The organism is Pantoea sp. EABMAA-21 (genome assembly GCF_030053335.1).
GTDB lineage: Bacteria > Pseudomonadota > Gammaproteobacteria > Enterobacterales > Enterobacteriaceae > Pantoea > Pantoea communis.
The window spans coordinates 77,691-100,535 of record NZ_JASGBX010000018.1 but is presented as its reverse complement, the minus strand read 5'-3'; the positions used below and the strand labels follow the sequence as shown (position 1 = coordinate 100,535).

The 22,845-nt window shown below is 57.3% G+C and carries 22 protein-coding genes; 6 read left to right on the top strand and 16 right to left on the bottom strand.

What is annotated here, in order from left to right:
• The first annotated feature begins 38 nt into the window (after positions 1 to 38).
• Positions 39 to 1,196 (top strand): M20 aminoacylase family protein, encoded by a 1,158-nt coding sequence (locus tag QMZ65_RS21465; RefSeq protein ID WP_097117303.1) that lies wholly within the window; start codon positions 39 to 41, stop codon positions 1,194 to 1,196.
• Between the two features lie 321 nt (positions 1,197 to 1,517).
• Here QMZ65_RS21465 and ybiB read toward each other — a convergent pair whose 3' ends face one another.
• The 3 genes from ybiB to QMZ65_RS21450 form a co-directional block, all read right to left on the bottom strand.
• The gene (gene ybiB, locus QMZ65_RS21460; protein ID WP_097117305.1) at positions 1,518 to 2,486 is read right to left on the bottom strand and encodes a DNA-binding protein YbiB; all 969 of its coding nucleotides are present in this window, start codon (positions 2,484 to 2,486) and stop codon (positions 1,518 to 1,520) included.
• 72 nt (positions 2,487 to 2,558) lie between these two features.
• Positions 2,559 to 4,736, bottom strand: coding sequence for an ATP-dependent DNA helicase DinG (gene dinG / locus QMZ65_RS21455; RefSeq protein WP_097117306.1), 2,178 nt, complete (start codon positions 4,734 to 4,736; stop codon positions 2,559 to 2,561).
• 54 nt (positions 4,737 to 4,790) lie between these two features.
• Positions 4,791 to 5,687, bottom strand: coding sequence for a LysR family transcriptional regulator (locus tag QMZ65_RS21450; protein WP_160834675.1), 897 nt, complete (start codon positions 5,685 to 5,687; stop codon positions 4,791 to 4,793).
• A gap of 124 nt (positions 5,688 to 5,811) precedes the next feature.
• Here QMZ65_RS21450 and speB point away from each other — a divergent pair, with 124 nt between their 5' ends.
• Entirely contained in the window at positions 5,812 to 6,771 is a 960-nt protein-coding gene (gene speB, locus QMZ65_RS21445) for an agmatinase (protein ID WP_097117310.1), read from the top strand.
• The gene (locus QMZ65_RS21440; RefSeq protein WP_097117313.1) at positions 6,768 to 7,853 is read left to right on the top strand and encodes an iron-containing alcohol dehydrogenase family protein; all 1,086 of its coding nucleotides are present in this window, start codon (positions 6,768 to 6,770) and stop codon (positions 7,851 to 7,853) included. The genes speB and QMZ65_RS21440 overlap by 4 nt, the downstream gene beginning before the upstream one ends.
• Before the next feature lie 753 nt (positions 7,854 to 8,606).
• Here the strand turns inward: QMZ65_RS21440 and QMZ65_RS21435 are convergent.
• The 7 genes from QMZ65_RS21435 to argH are packed head-to-tail and all read right to left on the bottom strand — an operon-like array spanning position 8,607 to position 15,625.
• The gene (locus tag QMZ65_RS21435) at positions 8,607 to 9,968 is read right to left on the bottom strand and encodes an MmgE/PrpD family protein (protein ID WP_097117316.1); all 1,362 of its coding nucleotides are present in this window, start codon (positions 9,966 to 9,968) and stop codon (positions 8,607 to 8,609) included.
• Positions 9,952 to 10,839 (bottom strand): polysaccharide deacetylase family protein, encoded by an 888-nt coding sequence (locus tag QMZ65_RS21430; RefSeq protein WP_283216647.1) that lies wholly within the window; start codon positions 10,837 to 10,839, stop codon positions 9,952 to 9,954. Before QMZ65_RS21430 ends, QMZ65_RS21435 begins: the two co-directional genes overlap by 17 nt.
• Positions 10,832 to 11,677 carry a polysaccharide deacetylase family protein gene (locus QMZ65_RS21425; RefSeq protein WP_283216646.1) on the bottom strand — a complete coding sequence of 282 codons (846 nt, stop codon included), beginning with the start codon at positions 11,675 to 11,677 and terminating at the stop codon, positions 10,832 to 10,834. Before QMZ65_RS21425 ends, QMZ65_RS21430 begins: the two co-directional genes overlap by 8 nt.
• A 12-nt stretch (positions 11,678 to 11,689) precedes the next feature.
• Positions 11,690 to 12,511, bottom strand: coding sequence for an ABC transporter substrate-binding protein (locus QMZ65_RS21420; protein ID WP_160832549.1), 822 nt, complete (start codon positions 12,509 to 12,511; stop codon positions 11,690 to 11,692).
• Between the two features lie 19 nt (positions 12,512 to 12,530).
• A complete protein-coding gene (locus QMZ65_RS21415; RefSeq protein WP_034820986.1) occupies positions 12,531 to 13,295 on the bottom strand; it encodes an amino acid ABC transporter ATP-binding protein in 765 nt (254 codons plus the stop codon).
• A gap of 13 nt (positions 13,296 to 13,308) precedes the next feature.
• Entirely contained in the window at positions 13,309 to 14,187 is an 879-nt protein-coding gene (locus QMZ65_RS21410) for an amino acid ABC transporter permease (protein WP_160832550.1), read from the bottom strand.
• A 10-nt stretch (positions 14,188 to 14,197) separates the two neighbouring features.
• Positions 14,198 to 15,625, bottom strand: a complete 1,428-nt coding sequence (gene argH / locus QMZ65_RS21405) for an argininosuccinate lyase (protein ID WP_283216645.1) — start codon at positions 15,623 to 15,625, stop codon at positions 14,198 to 14,200.
• A 157-nt stretch (positions 15,626 to 15,782) separates the two neighbouring features.
• On the opposite strand from argH, the gene QMZ65_RS21400 reads away from it, so the two are divergent.
• Positions 15,783 to 16,754: a LysR family transcriptional regulator gene (locus QMZ65_RS21400; RefSeq protein WP_038648010.1), complete on the top strand. Its 972-nt coding sequence runs from the start codon at positions 15,783 to 15,785 to the stop codon at positions 16,752 to 16,754.
• A gap of 10 nt (positions 16,755 to 16,764) precedes the next feature.
• Here QMZ65_RS21400 and QMZ65_RS21395 read toward each other — a convergent pair whose 3' ends face one another.
• Together QMZ65_RS21395 and QMZ65_RS21390 are read right to left on the bottom strand one after the other, a co-directional pair.
• The gene (locus QMZ65_RS21395) at positions 16,765 to 17,283 is read right to left on the bottom strand and encodes a GNAT family N-acetyltransferase (protein ID WP_283216644.1); all 519 of its coding nucleotides are present in this window, start codon (positions 17,281 to 17,283) and stop codon (positions 16,765 to 16,767) included.
• Entirely contained in the window at positions 17,280 to 17,843 is a 564-nt protein-coding gene (locus QMZ65_RS21390; RefSeq protein ID WP_058961578.1) for a helix-turn-helix domain-containing protein, read from the bottom strand. Before QMZ65_RS21390 ends, QMZ65_RS21395 begins: the two co-directional genes overlap by 4 nt.
• Before the next feature lie 151 nt (positions 17,844 to 17,994).
• Between QMZ65_RS21390 and QMZ65_RS21385 the strand changes: the two genes are divergently transcribed.
• Both QMZ65_RS21385 and QMZ65_RS21380 read left to right on the top strand, forming a co-directional pair.
• Positions 17,995 to 18,729: a MerR family transcriptional regulator gene (locus QMZ65_RS21385; RefSeq protein ID WP_058961622.1), complete on the top strand. Its 735-nt coding sequence runs from the start codon at positions 17,995 to 17,997 to the stop codon at positions 18,727 to 18,729.
• 83 nt (positions 18,730 to 18,812) lie between these two features.
• A complete protein-coding gene (locus QMZ65_RS21380; RefSeq protein ID WP_230598998.1) occupies positions 18,813 to 18,920 on the top strand; it encodes a YohO family small membrane protein in 108 nt (35 codons plus the stop codon).
• Here QMZ65_RS21380 and QMZ65_RS21375 read toward each other — a convergent pair.
• The 4 genes from QMZ65_RS21375 to osmF are packed head-to-tail and all read right to left on the bottom strand — an operon-like array spanning position 18,901 to position 22,638.
• Positions 18,901 to 19,632, bottom strand: coding sequence for an ABC transporter permease (locus QMZ65_RS21375; RefSeq protein WP_283216643.1), 732 nt, complete (start codon positions 19,630 to 19,632; stop codon positions 18,901 to 18,903). The two genes, QMZ65_RS21380 and QMZ65_RS21375, sit on opposite strands and share 20 nt — an antisense overlap.
• The gene (locus QMZ65_RS21370) at positions 19,632 to 20,567 is read right to left on the bottom strand and encodes an ABC transporter ATP-binding protein (protein ID WP_211728131.1); all 936 of its coding nucleotides are present in this window, start codon (positions 20,565 to 20,567) and stop codon (positions 19,632 to 19,634) included. Before QMZ65_RS21370 ends, QMZ65_RS21375 begins: the two co-directional genes overlap by 1 nt.
• On the bottom strand, positions 20,560 to 21,726 hold the full coding sequence (locus QMZ65_RS21365; RefSeq protein ID WP_160832556.1) for an ABC transporter permease: 1,167 nt from the start codon (positions 21,724 to 21,726) through the stop codon (positions 20,560 to 20,562). The genes QMZ65_RS21370 and QMZ65_RS21365 overlap by 8 nt, the downstream gene beginning before the upstream one ends.
• A gap of 3 nt (positions 21,727 to 21,729) precedes the next feature.
• Positions 21,730 to 22,638, bottom strand: a complete 909-nt coding sequence (gene osmF / locus QMZ65_RS21360) for a glycine betaine ABC transporter substrate-binding protein OsmF (protein ID WP_097117333.1) — start codon at positions 22,636 to 22,638, stop codon at positions 21,730 to 21,732.
• Positions 22,639 to 22,845 lie beyond the last annotated feature (207 nt).

Genomic DNA, 22,845 nt, shown 5'->3' with positions numbered 1-22,845 from the left:
AAATCGCAGCAACTGCTGCTGATGGAGAGCCTTACTTTATGAGCCTGCCTGCCGTCCTGCTGGAAAACGCCCTGAACTGGCGTCGTCAGTTACACCAACATCCTGAACTCGGTTACCAGGAGCAACAAACCAGTGAACTGGTTGCGAATGTGCTCGCTGAAGCAGGGTTACAGGTGTTCCGTAGCCTGGCAGGCACTGGCGTGATTGGCACACTGGAAAACGGCCCAGGCCCGGTGATTGGTTTACGCGCCGATATGGATGCATTGCCGATTACCGAAAAAGGCGCGCCGGAGTGGAAATCTACCCGCTCAGGCGTGATGCACGCCTGCGGTCACGACGGACACACGGCCATTCTGCTCGCGGCGGCCTGCCAACTGGCCGCGACGCGCAACTTCAAAGGCACGGTGCACTTCCTGTTTCAGCCCGCGGAAGAGAATCTTGGCGGTGCGCGGAAAATGGTGGAAGAAGGTTTGTTTACCCGTTTCCCAATGGATGCGGTGTACGCCATGCACAACTGGCCAGGTTTGCCGGTGGGTTCGCTGGCGGTGAATCCAGGTGCGATGATGGCCTCGCTCGATTCCTTTGAAATCACCCTCAACGGCAAAAGCTGTCATGCGGCGATGCCGGAGAGCGGTGCCGACCCGATGGTGGTGGCAGCAGAGCTGATCATGGCGCTGCAAACCATTCCGTCACGCCGTTTGTCACCGCTGGCGTCAGCGGTGGTGAGCGTGACGCAGATCCACGGTGGTGAGGCGATCAATGTGATTCCCGAGCAGATTGTGCTGCGTGGTACGGTGCGATGTTTGCAGACTGACGTACGTGACCGCGTGCGCAGTCTGATTGAAGATTTTGTCACTACCCTGCCGCGCCCGTTTGGCGTCAGCGGCGAGATTCACTGGTATCCGGGTTATCCCGTCACCGCCAACCATGCCGGTCCAGCGGAACAGGTGCGCGAGGTTGCCCAGCGCGTGTTAGGTGAATCGCAGGTGCACTGGCAGGTGAATCCTTCCATGGCCTCGGAAGATTTCGCCTGTATGCTGGAATCTTGCCCGGGTGCTTACTTCTGGCTCGGTGCCGATGGCGCATCCCCCTCCGCCCCATTGCACAACGCGCATTATGATTTCAATGATGATCTGATACCGATTGGTATCCGCTTCTGGCAGCAACTGGTGGAGAACGTGCTGGTCAAAGCCTGACTGGCAGGATTCGCGGAACCCAGGAATATCAATCGAGGTGGCATGTTGGTTAAAGCCTGACTGGCGGATTTCTAAAACCAGCAATCTCAAGCGGCATTGTATCAGGCAGCAATAGATTCGACGGCGCGACTCAAGCTGAAGGGAATCGGTTACCTGCCCGCTATGCATCCACCCCGCAAAACCCCTCGATGCACGATTGCACGATTGCACGATTGCACGATTGCACGATTGCACGATTGCACGATTGCACGATTGATTTTATATCCTCTCTCGACTGTGCGTTTGACCCGCAACCCAAGGCTGCGGGTATTGATTTACCCGTCAGATCCCAGCTTGCTGCAATCGCGTTTCCGCCTCATCCAGCGTCGCTGACTCTCCGGTGGCCACTAAGCAGCACGCCAGCTGTAAACGCAGCGCCTGCGGCACGGCACGTTCGCCGGCCAGTACCTGTTTGATCCAGTCTGCGGTGTCTTGCGCATTTTTACTTTCTGGCAGTTCCACGCTGATTTCTGGCTGGCGCTCAACCCACACTTCCGCCTCTGCGCCCGCACCGCCAATGTAGTTAATCGCCGGACAGCGTTGTGGGTTGGCATACACTTCACCTTCGGTGCCATTCAGCAGGATGGCGGGTGCATCAATATCCTGGAAGAACTTGCCGACGCGCGGCACATATTCCGGATGGGAAACACTCGCCAGACGCAACGCGGCACGTTCGGTAAACGGTGTCGCCAGCTTCGCCAGCGTATGTGCGCTATTACGCACGCCCATGCGCCAGCGCAGCGACAGCTGTTTTGCCATCGGTGCACACAGGTGATCGATGGTGATAAACGCCAGCTCACCGCTCTCCAGTTTCGCTTGTGCCTGCTGCGCAGTGGTGGCCGGCGCAATATCCAGCGCTGCCAGTACCGCTTCGGTGGTGATGCGGGTTGGATCGTCACTCACACCGTGCAGCAACACCGGAAACCCGAGTTTGCTTAATAGTAAAGCTAACAGCGGCGTGAGATTGCCCTGACGACGTGCGCCGTTGTAGCTGGGGATCACAATTGGCATCGGGCGATTGGCGGGCGGCTGCAACTGCATCATTTGCTGCTGCATAGCGTGGTAAAAACCGCGCATCTCCTCTTCGCCTTCGCCCTTGATACGCAGGGCGATCAGCACACCGCCGAGCTCCAGTTCTGGCACTTCATCCGCCAGCATGGCGCTGTAAAGGGCAACGGCGGTGTCGAAATCGATATCGCGCGCGTGGTTCTTACCGCGCCCAATCTCTTTGATAATTTTATTCAGTTCCATCAGGGCATTCCTGCTTCCAGGGCGCGCCGATAACCGGCTGCCAAAAGGTCATTGATGTGCGTCTGGGCACACCTAAGATTTCTTACTTTTACGCTTCGCTGGTTTGACTGCGGTTTTAACCGCTACTTTTACCACTGGTTTTATGCTGGCTTCGGGCACCGCCGGTTGTTCAATCGGAAACACCGGTAAGGCGGCCAGCAGCCGACTGCCATAAGCTTTATTAAGCAGTCGCCGATCGTATATCACGATCTCCCCGAAGCAGTGATGGCTACGAATCAGACGGCCGACCTGCTGAATCAACGTAAACGAAGCGCTCGGTAGACTCTGCACTTCGAACGGGTAGCGTTTAAGGCTCTTCAACCACTCCCCTTCGGTCAAAATTACCGGACTGTCTACCGGGGGAAAAGCGATTTTATGGATGTGCACCTGCGTCAGCAGATCGCCCTTTAAATCCAGGCCTTCAGCAAAAGACTGCAGTCCAACCAGAATACTGGTTTGCCCCGCTTCGACTCGCTGGCGATGCAGCTCCACTAAGCGCGAACGAGGTTGATCGCCCTGCACCAACATCGATAAGCGTAATGCGCTGACATGGCTGACAAACTGCTGCATCGCGCGCCCGCTGGCAAACAGCACCAGCACGCCTTTGTGCTTCTCTTCTGCCATTTGTTGCAGGAAAAAGCCTGCCATCTCGGCAATGTGCTCCGCTTCATTAGCCATCAGCGGTTCATAGCGCATTTGCGGGATCACCAGCTTGCCCTGATCGACATGATTAAATGGCGAATCCAGCGCCACAAAGCGATCGCCCGCTTTCTCGTTTAGCCCTGACATCTCTTGCAGCCGATTGAAGCTGTTCAGTGAACGCAAGGTCGCCGAGGTCACCACCACATGCGGAATCTTGCGCCACAGCAGTTTCTCCAGCTGATCGCTGACGCGAATCCCGGCGCAGTGGAATAGCAGATGCGCCTGGCCGTCCCGAATTTCACGGGTAATCCATTTCGATACCGGCGCATTAGAGGCTTTCTCCATGGCCGCCAGTCGCCACAGTTTGCTGATCGATTCGAACCAACCAAACTGGCGGTTAAGCTGAATGATTGCCCGATGCAGACGCATGATGTCGGCTTTGCCGGTTTGCTCACCCAACTCATTGAGTAAACCCTCGCTCAACCCGCGCAATGCATCGCTCAGTTTGAATAACCGTGCGCACATCGTCATCAGCTCTTCCGGCAACTCACCCAGCACAAAACGAAACTCGCCCGGCTGATTGTGCGCGGGTAACAGCGGATTGAGCGCGTCGCACAGGATTTGCAGCAGTTCACGCATCTCATCGCAATGGCCTTTTAACCGCTCTGGGTTGGTCAGCGGTGGCGGCGATTTCGGGCGGAACTGTGCCATGATGGTTTCCACCAGCCGCACAAACAGATCGAGCTGCAAGCTGCTCCAGCCGGGAGTGATTTCCGCACTCATCTCCAGCGCGTCACGCGCCACTTCCGGCAGATGATGACCTTCGTCCAGCACCAGCATCAGGTGTTTGGCAGGCGGTAAAACGGATTCATTCTCCATCGCCGCCATTACCAGCGCATGGTTCGCCACCACCACATCCGCCTGTTCTATTTCACGACGTGCAACAAAGAACGGGCATTCACGATACCAGCGACAGTGATGCCCCAGGCAGTTGGCTTTATCGGTGGAAAGGCGCTGCCACAGGCTGTCATCAATTGAGACGTCGGAGTGATCGCGCAGGCCGTCCCATTTGTAGCTGCTGAGTTGCTTTTCCAGTTTGGCACAGAACTTCTGCTCTTCTTTCGACCCGGTTACCGCTTCTTCATCGAGATACAGCAGCAAATCGCCTTGCTGATCTTCCGTCGCAGCCAGCGCCGCGAGATTGCGCGGACAGACATAGCGGCCACGGCCGAATGCGGCAGTGAAGGTGAGATCGGGGATGATTTTTTTCAGCAGCGGCAGGTCTTTGCTAAAGATTTGATCCTGCAGCGCGACGTTGGCGGTGCTGATCACTAACCGTTTCTCCTCGGCGCGGCTTACCGCGATGCCGGGGATCAAATAAGACAAGGTTTTGCCCACGCCGGTGGGGGCCTCAATCGCCAGATGGCGGCCTTCATCACCGGCCAGGCTTTTCGCCACTTCAGCGATCATCTGACGCTGTGGCGCACGGGGGATAAAGTCAGGAACCTGCTGCTGCAGCGCCTTATACCATTGCGCAATCTGGCTTTTTATCGCTGCTGTCAGGGCCATGTTGATTACTGTTTGCTGAATTGGCCTGTATTTTTACACAGTATCGGCGCAGCGTCAGCTTTCACTGCTATTTTTTCGCGCTGGATTCAGAATTTCACGCATCGCGCGGATCAGCGTTTCGCGCGCGCGTCCACGGCGGAAGGCAAACGAAAACGGTGCGCGGAAGTGAAAATGCTGTGGCAACAAGCGGCATAGCGTGCCCTGCTGTTCTCCGCTTTGCGCGTAATGCTCCGGCAAATAGCCGATATATCTCCCGGAGAGGATCAGCGTCAACTGCGCCTCTATACTCTCCACTGAGGCGTTAGTCTGGCGGAAGCCGCGCTTGTTTAACTCCTGCTGATTCCAGTAACGCCGCGTCACCATGCCGGTTTGCTGCACGGTGCGCATATCCGGATCGCCCTGCGCCAGTGGATGGTGCGGACTGCAATACAACCAGTGTTGCTCCTCATAAAGCGGAATGGTGACCAGATTGCTGGCACGCAGTGGAAAGTGCCCGATTGCCAGATCAAGGCGGTCTTCCAGTAACTGCTGCTGCAGTTCATTGGGATCGCGCACGCTGAGATTAAAAAATACCGCCGGAAAACGCTGATTAAAGCGCGCAATCGCCGCCGGCAGATCCAGCGTGCTGTCAGTCACTGTCGCATCCACCACACCCAACGAAAAGGTGCCACCTTGCGCGCTTTTCAGCGTCTCGACCTGCTCCTGCCAACCCGCCAGCGTGGCCAGCATTTCCTGGCTGTAGCGATGAAACTGCTCGCCTTTGCTGGTGAGGGTAAAGCCGCCACGTCCGCGCTGGCACAGAATAAACCCCAGCTGCGTTTCCAGCTCACTCATGTAAGCGCTGATGGCGGGGGTGGTCATATTCAGCGCCTGCTGTGCACGCGAGTAGCCCTGATTTTCCACCACGCTGGCAAACACCTGCAGCAGTTTGAGATTAGGTAATGTTTGCACCGCATTTCCTTCAGTGATTACTGACTAAAGTTAACCAATCTATGAAGTGATTATTTACTGTCAAGGATTTTTCCCGCGTCTCCCTCAGGCCATGATAAGACTCACTTAGCCGAAGGAGTTCGTGATGACCGATTTTCCTCAGCCGCAGGGTGGCAACGAGATGCCCCGTTTCGCTGGCCGTGGCACCATGATGCGTTTGCCCGCTGCCGAATCCCCTGCCGATCTTGATGTGGCGTTTGTAGGCATTCCGCTGGATATCGGAACATCGCAACGCAGCGGTACGCGCTATGGGCCACGCGCCATTCGCGCCGATTCAGTGATGATTCGCCCGTATAACATGGCGACCGGCGCGGCCCCTTTTGATTCGTTGCGCGTCGGCGATCTCGGCGATGTGCCGATCAATACCTACAGTCTGCTGAAGTCGGTCGATATCATCGAAAACTATTATACCGAGTTGAACAATTGGCCGATTATTCCGTTAACGCTCGGTGGCGATCACACGCTGACACTGCCGATTTTGCGCGCGCTGGCGAAGAAGCATGGGCCAATGGGCCTGATCCATATTGACGCGCATACCGATACCAACGATGAGATGTTTGGCGAGAAGATTGCCCACGGCACCACGTTCCGCCGCGCGGTGGAAGAAGGCCTGCTTGACTGCCAGCGCGTGGTGCAGATTGGTCAGCGTGCTCAAGGCTACGCCGCCGATGATTTCCAGTGGGGCGTCGATCAGGGCTTCCATCTGGTGCCTGCCGAACAGTGCTGGTATCGCTCCATGGCCCCATTAATGGCTGAGGTGCGTGCACGCATCGGCGACGGTCCGGTATATCTCAGCTATGACATCGACAGTTTTGATCCCGCCTGGGCACCCGGCACCGGCACGCCAGAAGTCGGCGGCCTGACCTCGATGCAGGGACTGGAGATTGTGCGCGGCTGTCGCGGACTCAATCTGGTCGGTGGCGATCTGGTCGAGGTGTCACCGCCGTACGATATCAGCGGCATGACCTCCCAGCTTGCGGCCAATATCCTTTATGAGATGCTGTGCGTATTGCCCGGCGTCCGTTACACAGAGAAGAAAGCATGACACAACAGAATTTGGTGTTTCCGGCGCGCGTGTTGCGCGGCGCGGGTGTGATCAATCAACTGGGCGAGATTTGCGCGGGGCTGGGCAAACGCGCCCTGCTGATCGGCGGCCATCAGGCATTGCAATCGGTGGAAGCGCAGGTGCGCGCTCAACTGCTGGCAGCCAACGTGACGCTGCTGGCGCAGGAGTGGTTTGGTGGTGAGACTTCAATCAATCAGATTAACCGTCTGGCGGCGATCGCTACCGAACTGCAAGCTGACGTGATTATCGGTGTCGGCGGCGGTAAATCGCTGGATACCGTAAAAGCCGTGGGAGCGCAGTTGGGCTTGCCGTTTATCACCATCCCGACCATTGCCGCTACCTGTTCGGCAGTGACGCCATTGACCATTCGCTACGACGATAACGGCAATTTCTTCGATATTTTCCCGCTGCCACAGGCACCGGCGGCAGTGATCATCGACAGTGAGTTGCTGGCTAAAGCCCCCGCTCGCTGGCTGGCTGCTGGTCTGGGCGATACCCTGGCGAAATGGTATGAGTTCCGCGCGGTGAGCGTCCGCCATCCGGCGCGCGAAGGCAATGCATTGTCATCGCTGGCACATAGCCAGATTTGCTATGACGTGATCGCGGAACACGGCCCGGCAGCTTATGCAGCAGTGCTGCGCGGTGAGAGCAGTGCCTCTTTGGATCAGGTGCTGGATGCCATCTTTACCTGGGCGGGATTGACCTCGCTGATGAGCAACGGCGCCCACGCAGCGGCTTCACATGCGATTTATGAAGGTTTTACCTTCTGCGATAAGACGCGTGAGTTTGGTCATGGCCTGTTGGTGGGCTTTGGCAACTTGTGCCTGCTGGCGCTGGAAGATCGCAGCGATGAAGAGGTGCTGGATGAGATGCGTCTGGCGCGCGATTGCGGTGTGCCATTGACGCTGCGTGAGATTGCCGAGTTGGATGATGCCGAGCTGGCGCTGATTGTGCGTGAATCTGTGCATGCGCCGGATATGGAGAATATGTCAGTCACCGTGACTGAAGCCCGTCTGCTGGCGGCGATGCAGCGGATTGAAGGGTTGGCTGTTCGGGTTTAAATCTGAGCTAAGTACTTGAGCAGGATGAGACGAGTACTTATGCGGAGTGAGAACGAAAAGTATAGGTGTGTTTAGTTTGGGGGCTGGGGGCTGAGTCCTGTGCTGGGTGCGGGCCGTAACACCTCTGCTCCTGCCGGGCAGTCCTCGCGCCGCTGACGCGGTGCCCTCGGCTTCCACGTCGTGCCTACGGAACGTTCGGGGATCGACCATCCCTGGTCGGCCCCGAACTGATCCACGCATCCCTGCGTGGATCTCCTGGCCCAACGTAAAAGCCTCAGCGCTGCGGATAGCCCTTGCAGCATCAGAGGTGCTACGGCCTCAAATATTGTGCCCTTTTCGACAGCATTCACTTAAGCTCATCAGCCGGCTGTAAGATCTGGTTCAACATGCCCGCTATGGACTAAACCAGGCTGCCGTTAACAGTAAGCACGATGGTTAATGAGCAGGCTGGGGGCGCTTTGGCGCAGGCAATCCACAGCGCCGAGCAGAGTGAGTCTGCCAGGATAGCCCGCAGGACGCGGGCGAAAGGCGGGGCGGCACAGGGATGTGCCATCCCCCGCCGTTCCGTGAGGCAGACGAACGAAGTGAGGGGACCGCGTCAGCGGCGCGAGGACGCCAGCGCCAAAGCGCCCCCAGCCTGCGTCACCGCCTATTAGTAACAGTAGCGCCTGAAAATAAAATTGCGGAGATAAAAATTAACCTGCATACCCAAGGCACTGCGACAGGTTAGGTGCAAATTTTTACACCTACACCCTATGCACGAGCCAGCAGCGTCACCACTTCCTGCACATCCGCGACGTCATCCAGCTCCATGCAAATCGCTTCCAGCTGTTCAACCTGGTCAACGGGCAACACACGCCCCGCTAAGCTACGGTATTTAGCCAGCAGCGCTTCAAGGCTCAGCGGATTCGCGGGCGCACCAGACGGCACCGGCACATGCTGCTGCCACTGCTCGCCCTGTTGAGTTTCAACACGCACCCACGGCTCGTCGTCACGCCCCTGCTGCTCATCAATCATCAACTCAATCCGCGCCATAAAGGCTTCAACCTGAGGATGCAGACGTTTGGCATCATCGTAACTGGACAATTCAGCGGAGCCATACAGCGCACGCGCCGCCAGTGCATACGGCAGGCTCATTTGCGCACTTGCCAGGCTCTGCAACTCACGTCCGCCACACATCTCCAGCAGGAACGGATTCAGCCCTACCACGATACGTTCAATCTGCTCGACACGCACCGGGTGTTCTTTTAGCAGTAACCCCAGCGCATCAATCGCCGAATGCGTCCCACGACAAGCGGCATACGGCTTGATCGAGCAGCGCGCCAGCTTCCACACCACACCAAGGTCGGCGGTTAATGCAGCGGGTTGCTGTGTTTCAGCGGCCAGGGTTTGCAGGAATCCACCCCACTTCGCTTCAAATACCGCCGAGGGTCCGTTGATACCGCGCTGCGCCAACAAGGCCGCCTGCACGCCACCTTCAGCTGCACGTGCGGCATGCAGCTTTTTGGTGTGCGAGCCGTCGTGAATAAAGCCCCACAGCCCACCGCTAAAGCTGGCGGCAATGCCCATGGCCGACGCGCACTGATCGCGATCCAGCAGCAGCAGTGAACACACCGCCGCTGCGGCACCAAACACGCCACAGCTGGCGGTGGAGTGCCAGCCTGCGCCGTTATGCGCAGAGTAGCCGCCGCAAGCTTCCAGCACCCGGCGTCCGACGTCATAACCGATCACCATGGCCACCAGCAGCGCCTGACCGTCAACCGGCTGCGTCGCCAAAGGCAGTGCCGCCAGAATGGCGGGAATAACCACCGCGCCAGAGTGATCGCAGCCGCCGGTATCATCCAACTCATACATATGTGCGGCCACGCCGTTGAGCCATGCCGCCTGGCGTGGACTCACCTGCTTTGCACTTCCCCACACTTGTGCCTGCTGATGCCCACCTTCTGCGAACGCCAATGACAAACATTCGCGCCAGATAGGACTGTCGCTGCCCGCCAGTGACGCCCCGAGCGTATCCAGCAGATGGCGCTTCGCCTGTTCGACCAGCGCGTCAGGCAGCTGTTCAAAACGGGTGTCGGCGATAAATGCCGCCAGTTGTTCAAGCGTCGAGGCCATGCGCCCCTCCCGTGATGCGGGTAAACACTTCTGCCGGATGGGAAAAATCATTGTCCGGCTGCGTTTGCCAATGCGCCGCCACCTGCTCCGCCGCGGCGATCCACACATTGTGCTGTTGCAGCGTCTCGATCAGTTCACGCAGCAAGCCGATGCGCCCGGCAGTGCCGATAATTTCCGGATGCAGGCGCAGCAGATAACACAGGCCAAAGCGGTGGAAGCCGTGGAAGTCTTGTGTCATGTTCGCCAGCGTTTCGGCATAAGGTGCAATCCGCGACTGCCCCGGTGGGATGGCCGGGCTCAGGTTAAAGGCAAAATAGGGTTCATCTTCCAGGGTGTAGTGCATCGGCAGTTCCACCAGCCGCGTGCCGGGATGGAAGTAGGGCAGATCGTCGCCACGCCAGCTTGATGACCAGCGAATACCCTGCTCCACCAGCGCTTCCGCCAGGCCCGGTTTCCACTGTCCTGCTGGGGTGCGGAAACCCTGAATCGGTTTGCCAGTAAACTGTGCCAGCTGGTCGCAGCCGCGCGTCACGCTGGCGAGCTGCTGCTCCAGCGACAACGCCGAGAAGTCTTCATGGCGCTCGCCGCTGCAGGCAATTTCATGGCCGTTGGCCACGATGCGTTTAATCAGCTCCGGTTGCTCTGTCGCCACAATTGCCGGTAAGCACCAGCTGGCTTGCAGCTGTTTTTCTGCCAGTAACGCCAGCAAGCGATCCACACCGCGCAGGGTGCCATAACGCCATACCGACAGGGTTTTATCGCGTCCGGCGACGGCAGGTGCCTGGGTCAAAATACCGTGGATATCATTGAAATCGATGGTCAGGATGGCGGCGGACTGGAAGCCCAGCGGCCAGCGGGAAGATTCAGTCATGCTGTTGCTCCTGCAGATACCACTGCGCCACCGCATCACAGCGCGCAAACCACACGTCATCACGCGCCGTCATATGTTCAAACAGCTGCTCCAGCAGCAGGATGCGGCCCGGCTGACCGGAAATTTTCGGGTGGAACAGCGTGGTCAGGCACAGGCCTTCATCCATTGCGCCGTCGAATTCGCGCTGCCAGTTATCACGGGTATGCGCATAGCTGGCAATACGATCGCCGCCTTTCGGGAAGTCAGGCTGGCGCGTATAGGCCAGCGAGGCGTAATCATCCATCTCCCACTTACCGGGGATCTCGACCAGCGGCGTGTGACCCGCCACCGGGATGCTGTAAGGACGATCGTCGCCGCGCATGCTGCTGGAATAAATCACCCCAGCATCACGCAGAATTTGTGGCGTTTCGGCATGCCAGTCACCTGACGGCGTACGGAAACCGCAGGCGATGATGCCCAAATGCTGTTTAAAGATTTCAGCGGATTTCGCCATCACGGCACGCTGTTCATCTGGCGGAATCGCCCAGAAGGATTCGTGACGATAGCCGTGATAGGCCACTTCGTGGCCCTGTTCGATAATCGCCTGACACTGCTGCGGCCACTGTTCCACGACCCACGCTGGTACAAAAAACGTGGCGGGGATCTGGAAAGCGCGCAGCAGGTCGAGCAATCGCCCGAGCGCACGGTACGGCCCATACGCACCAAAGGTGAAATATTCTGGCGTTGACCACAGGCTGCCATTCAACATGGCATCGCCAGTGGGACCATCAAGGTCAAACGCCAGCGCCATACAGCCGCGTTTCCCCTGCGGCCAGCGCACTGCGCCCGGTTGTTGCATCGCTACGCTCCTTTAGCCCTGGTTCACGGTCGCCTGAGTCACGCCATTGTCGGCCAGACCCCATTTCGCGAGGATCTTCTGGTAGCTGCCATCAGCAATCATCGCGTCAATCGCCGCTTGTACCGCAGTGGTCAGCTCGCTGGCATCTTTACCAATCGCCATGCCGGTGTACTGGAAGGAGAAGGCTTTATCGAGCGGCTTATACTTTCCTTTCTCAAGATCCATGATGTACGGCAGCGTTTCGCTCCCCTGCACTACACCATCCAGACGGTTCTGACGCAGCTGGGTACGCGCATCCGCCGTCCCTTCGGCGCCAACGACGATGATGGCTGGCTTACCGGCGGCTTCACAGTGCGCTTTAGACCAGTTGGCAATCTCTACCGGGAAAGTGGTACGACGGCTGGTGCCAACCTTCTTACCACACAGATCCATGGCGCTGTTGATGTCGCTGCGAGCGGCCTGGGTGTAGAACTGCGGACCGGTTTTGAAGTAGTCGATGAAGTTAACCACCTTCTGGCGCTCTTTGGTGTCGGTCATGCCGGACATCACCAAATCAACACGCTTGGTCACCACCGCGTTCACCATCTGCTCAAAGGCGATCTCCTGCCAGTTGATCTTCACGCCCAGTTTCTCACCGATCGCCTGACCGAGATCGTAATCCACGCCGGTGAGTTGGTTGGTGGCCGGATCTTTAAAATCCATTGGCGGATAGTTCGGCATGATTGCCACAGTCAGGCCTTTCTCTTTGATGGCGGCTGGCACGGCGATATCCGCCCAGGCAGAAGATTGCAGTAACAGCGCAGCACTGATGGCACTCAATAACAGTTTTTTCATGTTTTTCACCCCGGTCACGTTAAAGAAGAATCGCGTTAATAAAGTTTTTCATCCGTGGGTTTTGCGGGTTCAGCAGAATGTCTTCTGGTGCGCCCTGCTCGATAATGCGTCCCTCGTCCATAAACACCACCTGGTTCGCCACTTCACGGGCAAAGCCCATCTCGTGAGTGACCACCAGCATGGTGGTGCCCTCTTTTGCTAACTGGCGCATCACCGCCAGCACTTCGCCGACCATCTCCGGATCCAGCGCCGAAGTGGGTTCGTCAAACAGCATCAGTTTCGGTTTCATCGCCAGCGCACGGGCAATCGCCACACGCTGCTGCTGCCCGCCAGACAGTGACTGCGGATAGTCGTGCGCTTTGTGCGCCAGACCGACGCGATCCAGCAGCGCCATCGCCTCTTCACTGGCTTCGCGTTTTGGACGCAGCAGGACGCGGCACGGCCCTTCGATAATGTTCTCCAGCGCGGTTTTGTGCGGGAACAAGTTAAAGCGCTGGAAAACCATGCCAGTTTGCAGACGCTGGCGAGCAATCTGCTTATCGCTCAGCGCATGCAGTTTGTTGCCCGCAATGCGATAGCCCGCTAATTCGTTGTCGACCCAAATGCCACCCTGATCGACCTTCTCCAGCTGATTAATGCAGCGCAGGAAGGTACTTTTACCGGAGCCGGATGGCCCGAGAATGCACATCACCTCGCCGTAATTCACTTCGAGGCTGACATCCTTCAGCGCATGGAACTGGTCGAAATATTTGTTCACCTTGACGGCGCGCACGATGTTTCTCATCTCTCTCTCCCAATTACTGACGCTGGCGGTGGCCGCGTGAGAAGAAGCGCTCAAGGCGACTCTGACCAAACGACAGCACGGTGACGATGATCAGGTACCAGATGCCCGCCACGAACAGCAGTTCCATCACGCGCGCATTGGCGAAGTAGATGGTTTGCGTGTTGTAGAGCAGTTCGGAGTACTGAATCATGCTGGCCAGACTGGTGGTTTTGATCATGCTGATGAATTCGTTACCCACCGGCGGCAAAATCACGCGCATCGCCTGCGGCAAAATGATGCGCTGCAGCGCTTGCAGACGCGGCATGCCAATCGCCTTCGCCGCTTCGTACTGTCCGGTATCCACGGACAGCAAACCGGCGCGCACCACTTCGGAGGTATAAGCCCCCTGGTTGATGCTCAGACCCAGCAGTGCCGCGAGGAACGGCGTCATGATGGTGACGGTTTGCACGCTGAACACGCCCGGAATACTGATGGTGGGAAACACCAGCGCGAGGTTGAACCACAGCAGCAGTTGCAGAATCAACGGCGTGCCACGGAAGATCCAGGCGTAACCCACGGCGATGTAGTGCAGCACCGGATTGGGCGACATATACATAATCGCGGTGATCACGCCGAACAGGATGCCGAGTCCCATTGCCAGCACCGACATAATCAGCGTGTTCACCACGCCGTTGAGGATCGCCTGAGCAGTAAAGAACTGGCCGACAAACGACCATTCAATGTTGCCGTGGGCGAAGGCATTCACCAGCAACGCCAGCAGCACCAGGATCACCGCTGAAGCCGTGATGCGGCCGTAATAGCGACGTGGCACCACCTGATAGCGATCCAGATCGTAATGCATCTGCTCGCGGCTATTTTTCAAGCTGGGTTCAACCGGGGTGGATTGGGACATAGACGTCTCCTCAGGCGCGCGGGCCAGCGTAATCTTCAGTCCAGCGCTGCTGGTCCTGCATCAGGATTTGCAAACGCGCGAGCTGTTCGCGCACGCGGGCCGGTGCGGTGCCGCCATAGCCGCTACGTGCCGCCAGTGCCGCTTCCAGCGTCAGGGCACTGCGCACTTCTGGCGTTAAGCGTGCATCGACAGCTTGCAACTGCGCATCGCTCAGGTCGGACAGGCCGTAATTTTCGCGTTCACACAGTTGCACCAGCTGACCGGTGATTTCATGGGCTTCACGGAACGGCACGCCGCGCATCGCCAGCCAGTCGGCCACTTCGGTGGCCAGAGTGAAACCGTCCGGTGCCTGTTCGCGCATGACGTCGGTGTTGAATTTCAGCGTCGACATCATGCCGGCCATGGCAGGCAGCACCAGCAGCAGCGTGTCCACGGCATCAATCACGTTGCGTTTGTCATCGCTCAGGTCGCGGTTGTAGGAGAGCGGCATGGCTTTCATGGTGGTGAGCAGTGCCATCAGGTTGCCGACCAGACGACCAGAACGACCACGTGTCAGTTCGGCAATGTCCGGGTTTTTCTTCTGCGGCATGATTGAGCTGCCGGTGGCATAGCTGTCATGCAGCTCCACCCAACGGAACTGGCGCGAAGCCCACATGCACACCTCCTCGCACAGGCGCGAAAGGTTGATACCGATCATGCTGGTGACGAACAGGAATTCAGCGGCGTAATCGCGGCTGGCCACCGCATCAATCGAGTTTTCGCACGGTGCGAGGTAAGCCAGGTCTTCAGCGGCTTTTTCCGGCTGGCGCGCAATCGCCGATCCGGCCATCGCTGCGGCACCGAGTGGGCAGCGCGCGCTGCGGCGATCCCAGTCCTGCATGCGCTCAATGTCGCGGGCAAAAGATTGCGCATGAGCCAGCAGTTGATGACCGAACACAATCGGCTGTGCCTGCTGTAAATGGGTAAAGCCTGGCGCCACGCTTTCGGTGTGCTGTGCGGCTTGCTCGACCAGAGATTGCTGCAGAGCCAGTAAAGCACTGACTACTTTGCGGCCGTTATCACGCAGGTAGAGACGCAAATCGTTGACGGTCTGATCGTTACGCGAACGGCCGGCGCGCAGTTTGCCGCCCAATGGTCCTAAGCGCTCGGTCAGTGCGCGTTCAATAAAGGTATGAACATCTTCGTCAGCCGCAATCGGATGCAGATTACCCGCACGATAATCGGCATCCAGCGCATCAATCGCCGCCAGCATGGTATGGAGTTCTTCGCTGCTCAGCAGATCGCCGCGAGCCAGCTCACGGGCATGTGCCCGGCAGCCTGCTAAATCGTAAGGTGCCAGGGCAAAGTAATAATCCGGGCTGCGCGACAGCGCGGTTAAACTGGCCGCCGGTGCCGCTTTAAAGCGCGCACCCCATAACAGTTCGGCATTATCAGACATGCTATTTCCCCTTGCAGATACTCGTCAGCGATATGAAAAAGATATGAATGAACCAGAGGTGATAATAAAAACTTATTTCACACTCACGCTGGTAAATACGTCATATTTCAGGTTCACTGTACTTTCACCGCAATTATTCCGGAGTTGAATAGCAAAGATGGAAAGTAAAGTTTCCCAGTCTGGAAACAATGCAAATAATCGCGGCGATAATGCGGTTCTGGCACTGAGTAATATCGATTTAAAATTGCTTCGCGTATTTAAATGCGTGGTGGAAGCCGGGGGATTAACCGCTGCCAGCAACGAACTGAATATTGGTTTAGCCGCCATCAGTAAGCAGGTTTCCGATCTGGAGATTCGTCTCGGCATGACGTTATGCAGCCGGGGGCGCGAAGGCTTTGAACTGACGCAGTACGGCATTAATGTCTATCAGGCCACACTGGAGCTGTTCGTCTCCCTGAATCTGTTCCGCGAACGTCTGCACAACAGCCGTAATGAACTGCTGGGCGACATCGCGATTTGCGTGGTAGATAACACCATTTCTGATCCGCACTCCCCGGTCACCGCGGCGGTGCAACAGTTGCACCAGAAAGCACCAAAGGTGCAGATTCGCTTACAGACTGCGCAATTAGATGATATTGAACGCGGGATGAGTGAAGGCCGTTTTCATTGTGGTATTGCGCCGGTTTATGAAATGAAAAGTGATTTTGATTACTTCCCACTTTATAAAGAATATTCGAAATTATATTGCTCCATGTCACATCCTTTATATTCTGGATCTTGTGATAAGAATATATCGGTGGAAATATTACGTGAGCAGAAAATCATTAATCATTTATATGTGACGCCGCGCGATGACCGCCGCCTCATTCCATTACAGGACAGCGGTGCGCAGGCGGTGCAAGTGGAATCCGTCGCCATGCTGATTTTAACCGGGCACTTTATTGGTTATTTACCCGAGCACTATGCCGCGCCCTTTATTGCGCGGGGGCAGCTGTGTGAATTGGGTGATGAATCGGTACGTCGGGAAAATCCGTTCTGCCTGATGATGAAAAAAGGCCGGAAAATTAATCCGATTATCCGGCTGTTCATGCAATCACTGGGCCTGGCCGAGGCCGAAGAGGCGCACTAAGTTGGTGCGATCACCCCACCACTTTATACATCACCGTGGTGGCATCTAACGCCCCTTCCGTCGATTCGGCGTACAACGGAATGGAACCCGCAATTTGCCAGTCCATCGATAAGTAAAGCTGCGTAGCCACATCGCCGCTGCGCGTATCCAACACCAGCAGCGTTTTGCCCTGCTCAACCGCTAATTGCTCAGCCTGCTGCATCATACGACGTGCAATTCCCTGGCGACGAGCAGCGGGATGTACCAGCAATTTACTGATCTCCGCGCGATGACGCCCATTCGGCATGGCGCTAAACCCGACCATTACCGTCGCAACAATCACACCCTGCTGCCGCGCCACCAGCAGCTGATTATCGCCGCTTGCCAGGCTGTAGATTTTATCCTGCCAGAAGCGTTCCATCGCTGCGCGGTCGTCGGCATCAATAAAACCGACGCTGGCCCCGTCAGCCACGCACCCCTGCAGCACCTCGGTCAACGCGGCTAGCAGGGGCTGTGCCTGAGTGGCACTTAACTGTTCAATTTCAATCATGGTTTGCACACCACCAGAATGTAACGCGCGCCGCCTTCAGGATGCGCCTGGAATGATGATTTGCCGGTGAGATGAAAACGCAGGCAATCCCCCGCCTGCAATGTCCAGCGTTGATCGTCCATGGTGAACGTCAGCTCGCCAGATTGCAGCCAGATATGCTGCTCCAGCCCCTGTACCGGCGGTGCGTCATAATCGATACGCGCACCGGGTTGCAACACGCTCTCAACCAGTTCGGCCTTGAAATGGCTGGCGGGCGGCGAGACACTGCGACGCAGATAACCGCTGGCATCGTCGCGCCAAACGCTCTGATCGCTCGCTTTCAGCAGCAGCGCGGCCTCCTCTTCCACTTCACTCAACAGGCGCGACATGGTCAAGCCGTAGGCGACACATAGTCGGTTAAGCAAAGCGGCTGTGGGGCTGGTCTCCGCCCGTTCAATGCGCGACAATGAAGCCCGGCTGATGCCGGTAGCCATCGCCAGTTCGTCCAGTGACCAGCCACGTTGCACACGCAATTCGGCTAATCGTGCGGCCAGTCGATCTTCGGTATCCGGTACAGACATCTCCACCTCTCATATTTGGGAAATAATTCTCACATATGAAATAAAGCCTCAATTTGCTTAAAACGTCAAGTTGTACAAATATAAAAGAGTTGTACAACCCAAACGAGGCGGTTAAGGTGTTGTAATGCAGGTCAGAATTTTCGAGGACGCCATGGCCTTATACAGTATCGGTGATGTTGCCGAACGCTGTGGAATCAACCCGGTAACACTACGCGCCTGGCAGCGCCGTTACGGTTTATTAAAACCCCAGCGTACAGAAGGCGGTCATCGCCAGTTTGATGATGAAGATGTTCAGCGCATTGAGGAGATCAAGCGCTGGATAGAAAGCGGTGTGCCTGTTGGCAAGGTGAAAGCCCTGCTGGAAGGCCAAACCGTTAATGTGCACGATGGCTGGACCGCGCTGCAGGAAGAACTGATGAGCGTGCTGCGTCACGTTCGTCCGGCTAAATTGCGCACCAAAATTGCCACCATTGGTCGCGAACATCCGGTGGATGCGCTGATCGATCACGTGTTTGTTCCCGTGCGCCAGCGCCTGGGACTGGATCAACACACCGCCCGTACCATGTGCAGCCTGCTGGATGGCGCGCTAATAGATTACGTGGCGTTTTGTCTGGCGGGCGGCCGTAAAAAAGCCGGCAAAGATGCATTGATGATTGGCTGGGGCGTGGAAGATCGCACCCGCCTGTGGCTTGAAGCTTGGCGCTTGTCGCAGCAGGGCTGGCGTATGGATGTCTTAGCCGAGCCGCTGGATATGCCGCGTCCTGAGCTGTTCCCTGGTCAGAATCTGTTTATCTGGACCGGTAAAAAACCGACGCGTCGGCAACTGGAGCAGTTTGAACACTGGCAGGCACAAGGGTTTGCCACTCACATTCACGATCCCGCCTGACAAAAAATCGCACACACGGCCTTTGCCTCGCCGGGTGTGCGCGTTATCATGCCGCACTCCATGACTCTTCTCAGGTTTCTCTTATGAACTGGAATAAAATTCTCATTGGCTCCCTGTTTGCCGTGATGGCCATTGGTGGCATGGGTGGCATGATGCTGGTGGGCTACAGCCTTATCCTTCCCAGCCACTGAGTTGACGTTGCACGCGTTCTAACATGCGGTCGCAAATCAGTGCTAACAGGGCGACCAGCAGCGCCCCCTGAATCACATAAGCGGTGTTAAAGCCGCTCAGTCCGATAATCACCGGCGAGCCCAGGCTTTCTGCGCCCACTGTCGACGCGATGGTCGCGGTGCCGATGCTGATCATCACAGAGGTACGCACGCCTGCCATGATCACCGGTGCGGCCAACGCCAGCTCAATCTGCCATAAGCGCCGCCATGGCCCCATGCCCAGCCCCACGGCAATTTCCCGGTTGCTGTCCGGCACGCTGTCTAAACCTGCCAGCGTTCCCTGCAAAATAGGCAACAACCCGTAAAGAAACAGCGCCATGATGGCCGGTGTCGCGCCAAAGCCCATCACCGGCACGGCTATCGCCAGCACCGCTACCGGCGGAAAGGTCTGCCCCGCTGCCGCCAGCGTCTCCAGTAACGGCCTGAACGCCCGCCCGGCGCGTCGCGTCGCAAAAACACCACTGCCTACGCCAAAAAAAATCGCCAGTGCGCTGCCGCTGATCACCAATGACAGATGTGCGAGGGCCAGCCGCCAGAAGCTCTCTTGCTGATACAACGGACGTTCCAGCTGCGGGAACCAGTGGGCAAACAGCGGTGCACTATGCGGCAACCCCCACAGCAGCAGCAGAAACACCGCCAGCAGCCAGTACAGTGGATCGCGCCAGACACGCATCAGATCCCCTCCCGCTGGCGCAGCAGATCGCTGAAGTGCAGGACACCCAACGGCTGTTGATGTTGATCGATCACCGGCAGTTTGTCGGTGCGCCGAGCGATAAACTGTGACAGCGCCTCGCGCAGCGTCAGGTGCGCGGCTATTGGCTCACCGTCCAGCCACTCGCCGCGCCGCGCGGCGCTGCCAGCACGTCCCAATGCCAGCAGTCGCACGCCAAGCTCGCTGCGGCCAAAGAATTCGCGGGCGAAATCCGTGGCAGGCTGCGTCAGCAACTCAATCGGCTTGCCCTGTTGCACGATTTCACCGCCGTCCATCAGCACCAGTTGATCCGCCAACGTCAGCGCTTCGTCGATGTCGTGCGTCACCAGCACCACCGTGCGTCCTGACAGCTTCTGAATACGCAGCATCTCCTGTTGCAGTGCCTGGCGGTTCACCGGATCGAGCGCGCCAAAGGGCTCATCCATCAGCAACAATTCGGGATCGGCGGCCAGCGCGCGCGCCACGCCAACCCGCTGCTGTTGTCCGCCGGAAAGTTGATGGGGAAAACGCGTCGCCAGATGCGTATCCAGATTGAGCAGCGTCAGCAGCTCCTCTACGCGCTGTTGAATTTTTGCCTGCGGCCAGCCGAGCAGTGACGGCACGGTAGCGATATTCTTTGCCACGTTCCAGTGCGGGAACAGGCCAATCGACTGGATGGCATAGCCAATACGCCGCCGCAGCGCACGTGCATCCATGCGTTCAATCGGTTCACCGGCAAAGCGGATTTCGCCGCTGTCATGCTCCACCAGCCGGTTGATCATTTTCAGCGTGGTGGATTTGCCCGAGCCGGAGGTGCCGATCAGCACGGTGAAACTGCCCTTCTCAATATGCAAAGTGAGATCGCGCACCGCTGCTTTGCCCGCAAACATTTTGCTTACCTGGTGAAACTCAATCATCGGTTCTCTCCAGCAGTGCCGACAGTAAACGCAATGCGGCATCAAACACCACCGCCAGCGCCACCACCGGAATCACGCCCAGCAACACCAAATCCAGTGCGCTGCTGAGTAATCCCTGAAATACAATGGCGCCAAAGCCACCGGCACCAATCAGCGCCGCGACCACCGCCAGTCCAATGGTTTGCACCACCACCACACGCAAGCCCGAAAGCCACACCGGCAGCGCCAGCGGGAGTTCGGCGTGCCAGAACTGTTGCAGTGCACTCATGCCCATACCGCGTGCGGTTTCGCGCACCTCCTGCGGCACCTGCTGCAATCCGGCCACCACGCTGCGCACTAGCGGCAGCAGCGCATACAACACCAGCGCGATTAGCGCGGGCGCCAGACCAATGCCGCTGATGCCCCAACTCGCCAGCACCGGGAAGTGAGCCACCAGCCCCGCCAGCGGCGCAATCAGCAGGCCAAACAGCGCCACGGAAGGCACAGTCTGGATCAGGTTGAGTACGCTGAAAGCGGCACTTTGCCAGCGCGGTCGTCGGGCAATCGCTAATCCCAGCGGTAAACCTATCAACAACGTGGGGAGTAATGTGCCGCCCAGCAACAGCAGATGCTGGCTAAAGGCCGCATCAAACACCGCCGTACGGTTGGCATACTCTTTCATCAGGGAGAGATGGTCGAGGTGACCGCTGAGCAATAACAGCAGCGGAACAATCCAGATTTGCAGATTCAGCAGAATTCGCCACGGCGTGCTGGCCGTGAGCTGGCGGATAGCCTCAGCGGCCAGCAATAAAGCCAGCGCCGCCGCACACCATAAACCGCTGCCAAAGGCCGTGCGTGCCAGCGGGCTGCCGCTGTTAGCCAGCTGCGCCGCCGTCTGCCCGCCAATAAAGATCAGCAGCGCAAACAGAATCTCAGCGTCCAGCAATGCCATCACCAGATTGCGACGCCGTGGCTTCCACCACAACCCTTGCCATAGCCACAGTAACGGCAGCAGCAACAGCCAGGATTGCGTGACCTGCCACAGCATTAGCGGCTGGCCGGACACCAGGCGGTTGGCGGCGAAACTGAGTAACGGCAAGGTAGCCAGAGCCAGCGTGATCAGCAGCGTTAACACCAGCAGCACCGGCTGCTGGCGCGGTCTTGATAACAGTAACGGCACCGCTTACAGCAACTTATTCTGCTGTAGCCACTGTTTCGCCACCTGGCTGGCATCCTGACCATCAACCGCAATCTGTGCATTGAGTTGTTGCAGGGTTTTCTCATCCAGCTTACTGAACACCGGCTGCAACCAGTTACCGATCTCCGGATACTGTTTCAGCACGCTTTCCCGAATCACTGGCGCAGGGGCATAAATTGGCTGCACGCCTTTGGGATCGGTCAGCGTTTGCAAACCGAGCGCCGCCACCGGGCCATCGGTGCCATAGGCCATGGCTGCGTTGACGCCAGAGGTTTGCTGTGCCGCCGCTTTGATGGTTACCGCCGTATCACCGCCCGCCAGCGACAGTAGCTGTGACTGATCCAGCTTGAAGTTGTAGGCTTTTTCAAAAGCGGGTAGCGCATCGCTGCGTTCGATAAATTCCGCCGACGCCGCCAGTTTAAAGGTGCCGCCTTTTTTCAGGTAGGCGCTGAGATCGTCGAGGGAGTTGAGACTATTTTTCTGTGCCACATCGCCGCGCACCGCGATGGTCCAGGTATTGTTGGCGGGCGCAGGGGTTAACCACACCAGATGATTTTTATCCGCATCGAGCTTTTTCACCTTCTCATAGCCCTGCTGCGCATTTTTCCAGGCAGCATCTTTCTCATCACTGAAGAAGAAAGCGCCGTTGCCGGTGTATTCCGGGTAGATATCCAGTTCACCTGCGGTGATGGCTCCGCGCACGACCTGCGTGGTGCCGAGCTGGATCTTGTTAACGGTTTTCACCCCATGTTTATCCAGCACCTGCAGAATAATGTTGCCTAACAGCGAGCCTTCCGTATCTATCTTTGAACCGACCTTAACCGGATCGGCCGCATTTGCAGCGCCCACACTCATCGCTAATGCGATCATCCCCAATAAACCCTGCTTAATCATGCCGCTGTCCTCTGCTTATGTTTTCAGTCTGTGACTATCAAGCGTAGCCTGGCGAAACAGGATGGGGGCGGTCAAGCGCCTCAGTTCGAGCTTTTTCTGCTATTTAATGCGCATTGCTTATAACCCATTCGCAGGACATATAACCAAATGGAATTTTTAATGCGTAGGTACAGGCTTATTCTCATAGTCCCACTCTTTACAATAAAA

Bases quoted from the DNA above. Each gene is read 5' to 3' on its own strand.
- QMZ65_RS21380 (WP_230598998.1), top strand. From the start codon at position 18,813: ATGAACTGGAATAAAATTCTCATTGGCTCCCTGTTTGCCGTGATGGCC.
- QMZ65_RS21425 (WP_283216646.1), bottom strand. From the start codon at position 11,677: ATGCAACAACCGGGCGCAGTGCGCTGGCCGCAGGGGAAACGCGGCTGT.
- QMZ65_RS21465 (WP_097117303.1), top strand. From the start codon at position 39: ATGAGCCTGCCTGCCGTCCTGCTGGAAAACGCCCTGAACTGGCGTCGT.
- ybiB (WP_097117305.1), bottom strand. From the start codon at position 2,486: ATGGAACTGAATAAAATTATCAAAGAGATTGGGCGCGGTAAGAACCAC.
- osmF (WP_097117333.1), bottom strand. From the start codon at position 22,638: ATGATTAAGCAGGGTTTATTGGGGATGATCGCATTAGCGATGAGTGTG.
- dinG (WP_097117306.1), bottom strand. From the start codon at position 4,736: ATGGCCCTGACAGCAGCGATAAAAAGCCAGATTGCGCAATGGTATAAG.
- QMZ65_RS21395 (WP_283216644.1), bottom strand. From the start codon at position 17,283: ATGATTGAAATTGAACAGTTAAGTGCCACTCAGGCACAGCCCCTGCTA.
- QMZ65_RS21430 (WP_283216647.1), bottom strand. From the start codon at position 10,839: ATGACTGAATCTTCCCGCTGGCCGCTGGGCTTCCAGTCCGCCGCCATC.
- QMZ65_RS21370 (WP_211728131.1), bottom strand. From the start codon at position 20,567: ATGATTGAGTTTCACCAGGTAAGCAAAATGTTTGCGGGCAAAGCAGCG.
- QMZ65_RS21410 (WP_160832550.1), bottom strand. From the start codon at position 14,187: ATGTCCCAATCCACCCCGGTTGAACCCAGCTTGAAAAATAGCCGCGAG.
- QMZ65_RS21400 (WP_038648010.1), top strand. From the start codon at position 15,783: ATGGAAAGTAAAGTTTCCCAGTCTGGAAACAATGCAAATAATCGCGGC.
- QMZ65_RS21420 (WP_160832549.1), bottom strand. From the start codon at position 12,511: ATGAAAAAACTGTTATTGAGTGCCATCAGTGCTGCGCTGTTACTGCAA.
- speB (WP_097117310.1), top strand. From the start codon at position 5,812: ATGACCGATTTTCCTCAGCCGCAGGGTGGCAACGAGATGCCCCGTTTC.
- QMZ65_RS21415 (WP_034820986.1), bottom strand. From the start codon at position 13,295: ATGAGAAACATCGTGCGCGCCGTCAAGGTGAACAAATATTTCGACCAG.
- QMZ65_RS21435 (WP_097117316.1), bottom strand. From the start codon at position 9,968: ATGGCCTCGACGCTTGAACAACTGGCGGCATTTATCGCCGACACCCGT.
- QMZ65_RS21390 (WP_058961578.1), bottom strand. From the start codon at position 17,843: ATGTCTGTACCGGATACCGAAGATCGACTGGCCGCACGATTAGCCGAA.
- QMZ65_RS21375 (WP_283216643.1), bottom strand. From the start codon at position 19,632: ATGCGTGTCTGGCGCGATCCACTGTACTGGCTGCTGGCGGTGTTTCTG.
- argH (WP_283216645.1), bottom strand. From the start codon at position 15,625: ATGTCTGATAATGCCGAACTGTTATGGGGTGCGCGCTTTAAAGCGGCA.
- QMZ65_RS21440 (WP_097117313.1), top strand. From the start codon at position 6,768: ATGACACAACAGAATTTGGTGTTTCCGGCGCGCGTGTTGCGCGGCGCG.
- QMZ65_RS21385 (WP_058961622.1), top strand. From the start codon at position 17,995: ATGGCCTTATACAGTATCGGTGATGTTGCCGAACGCTGTGGAATCAAC.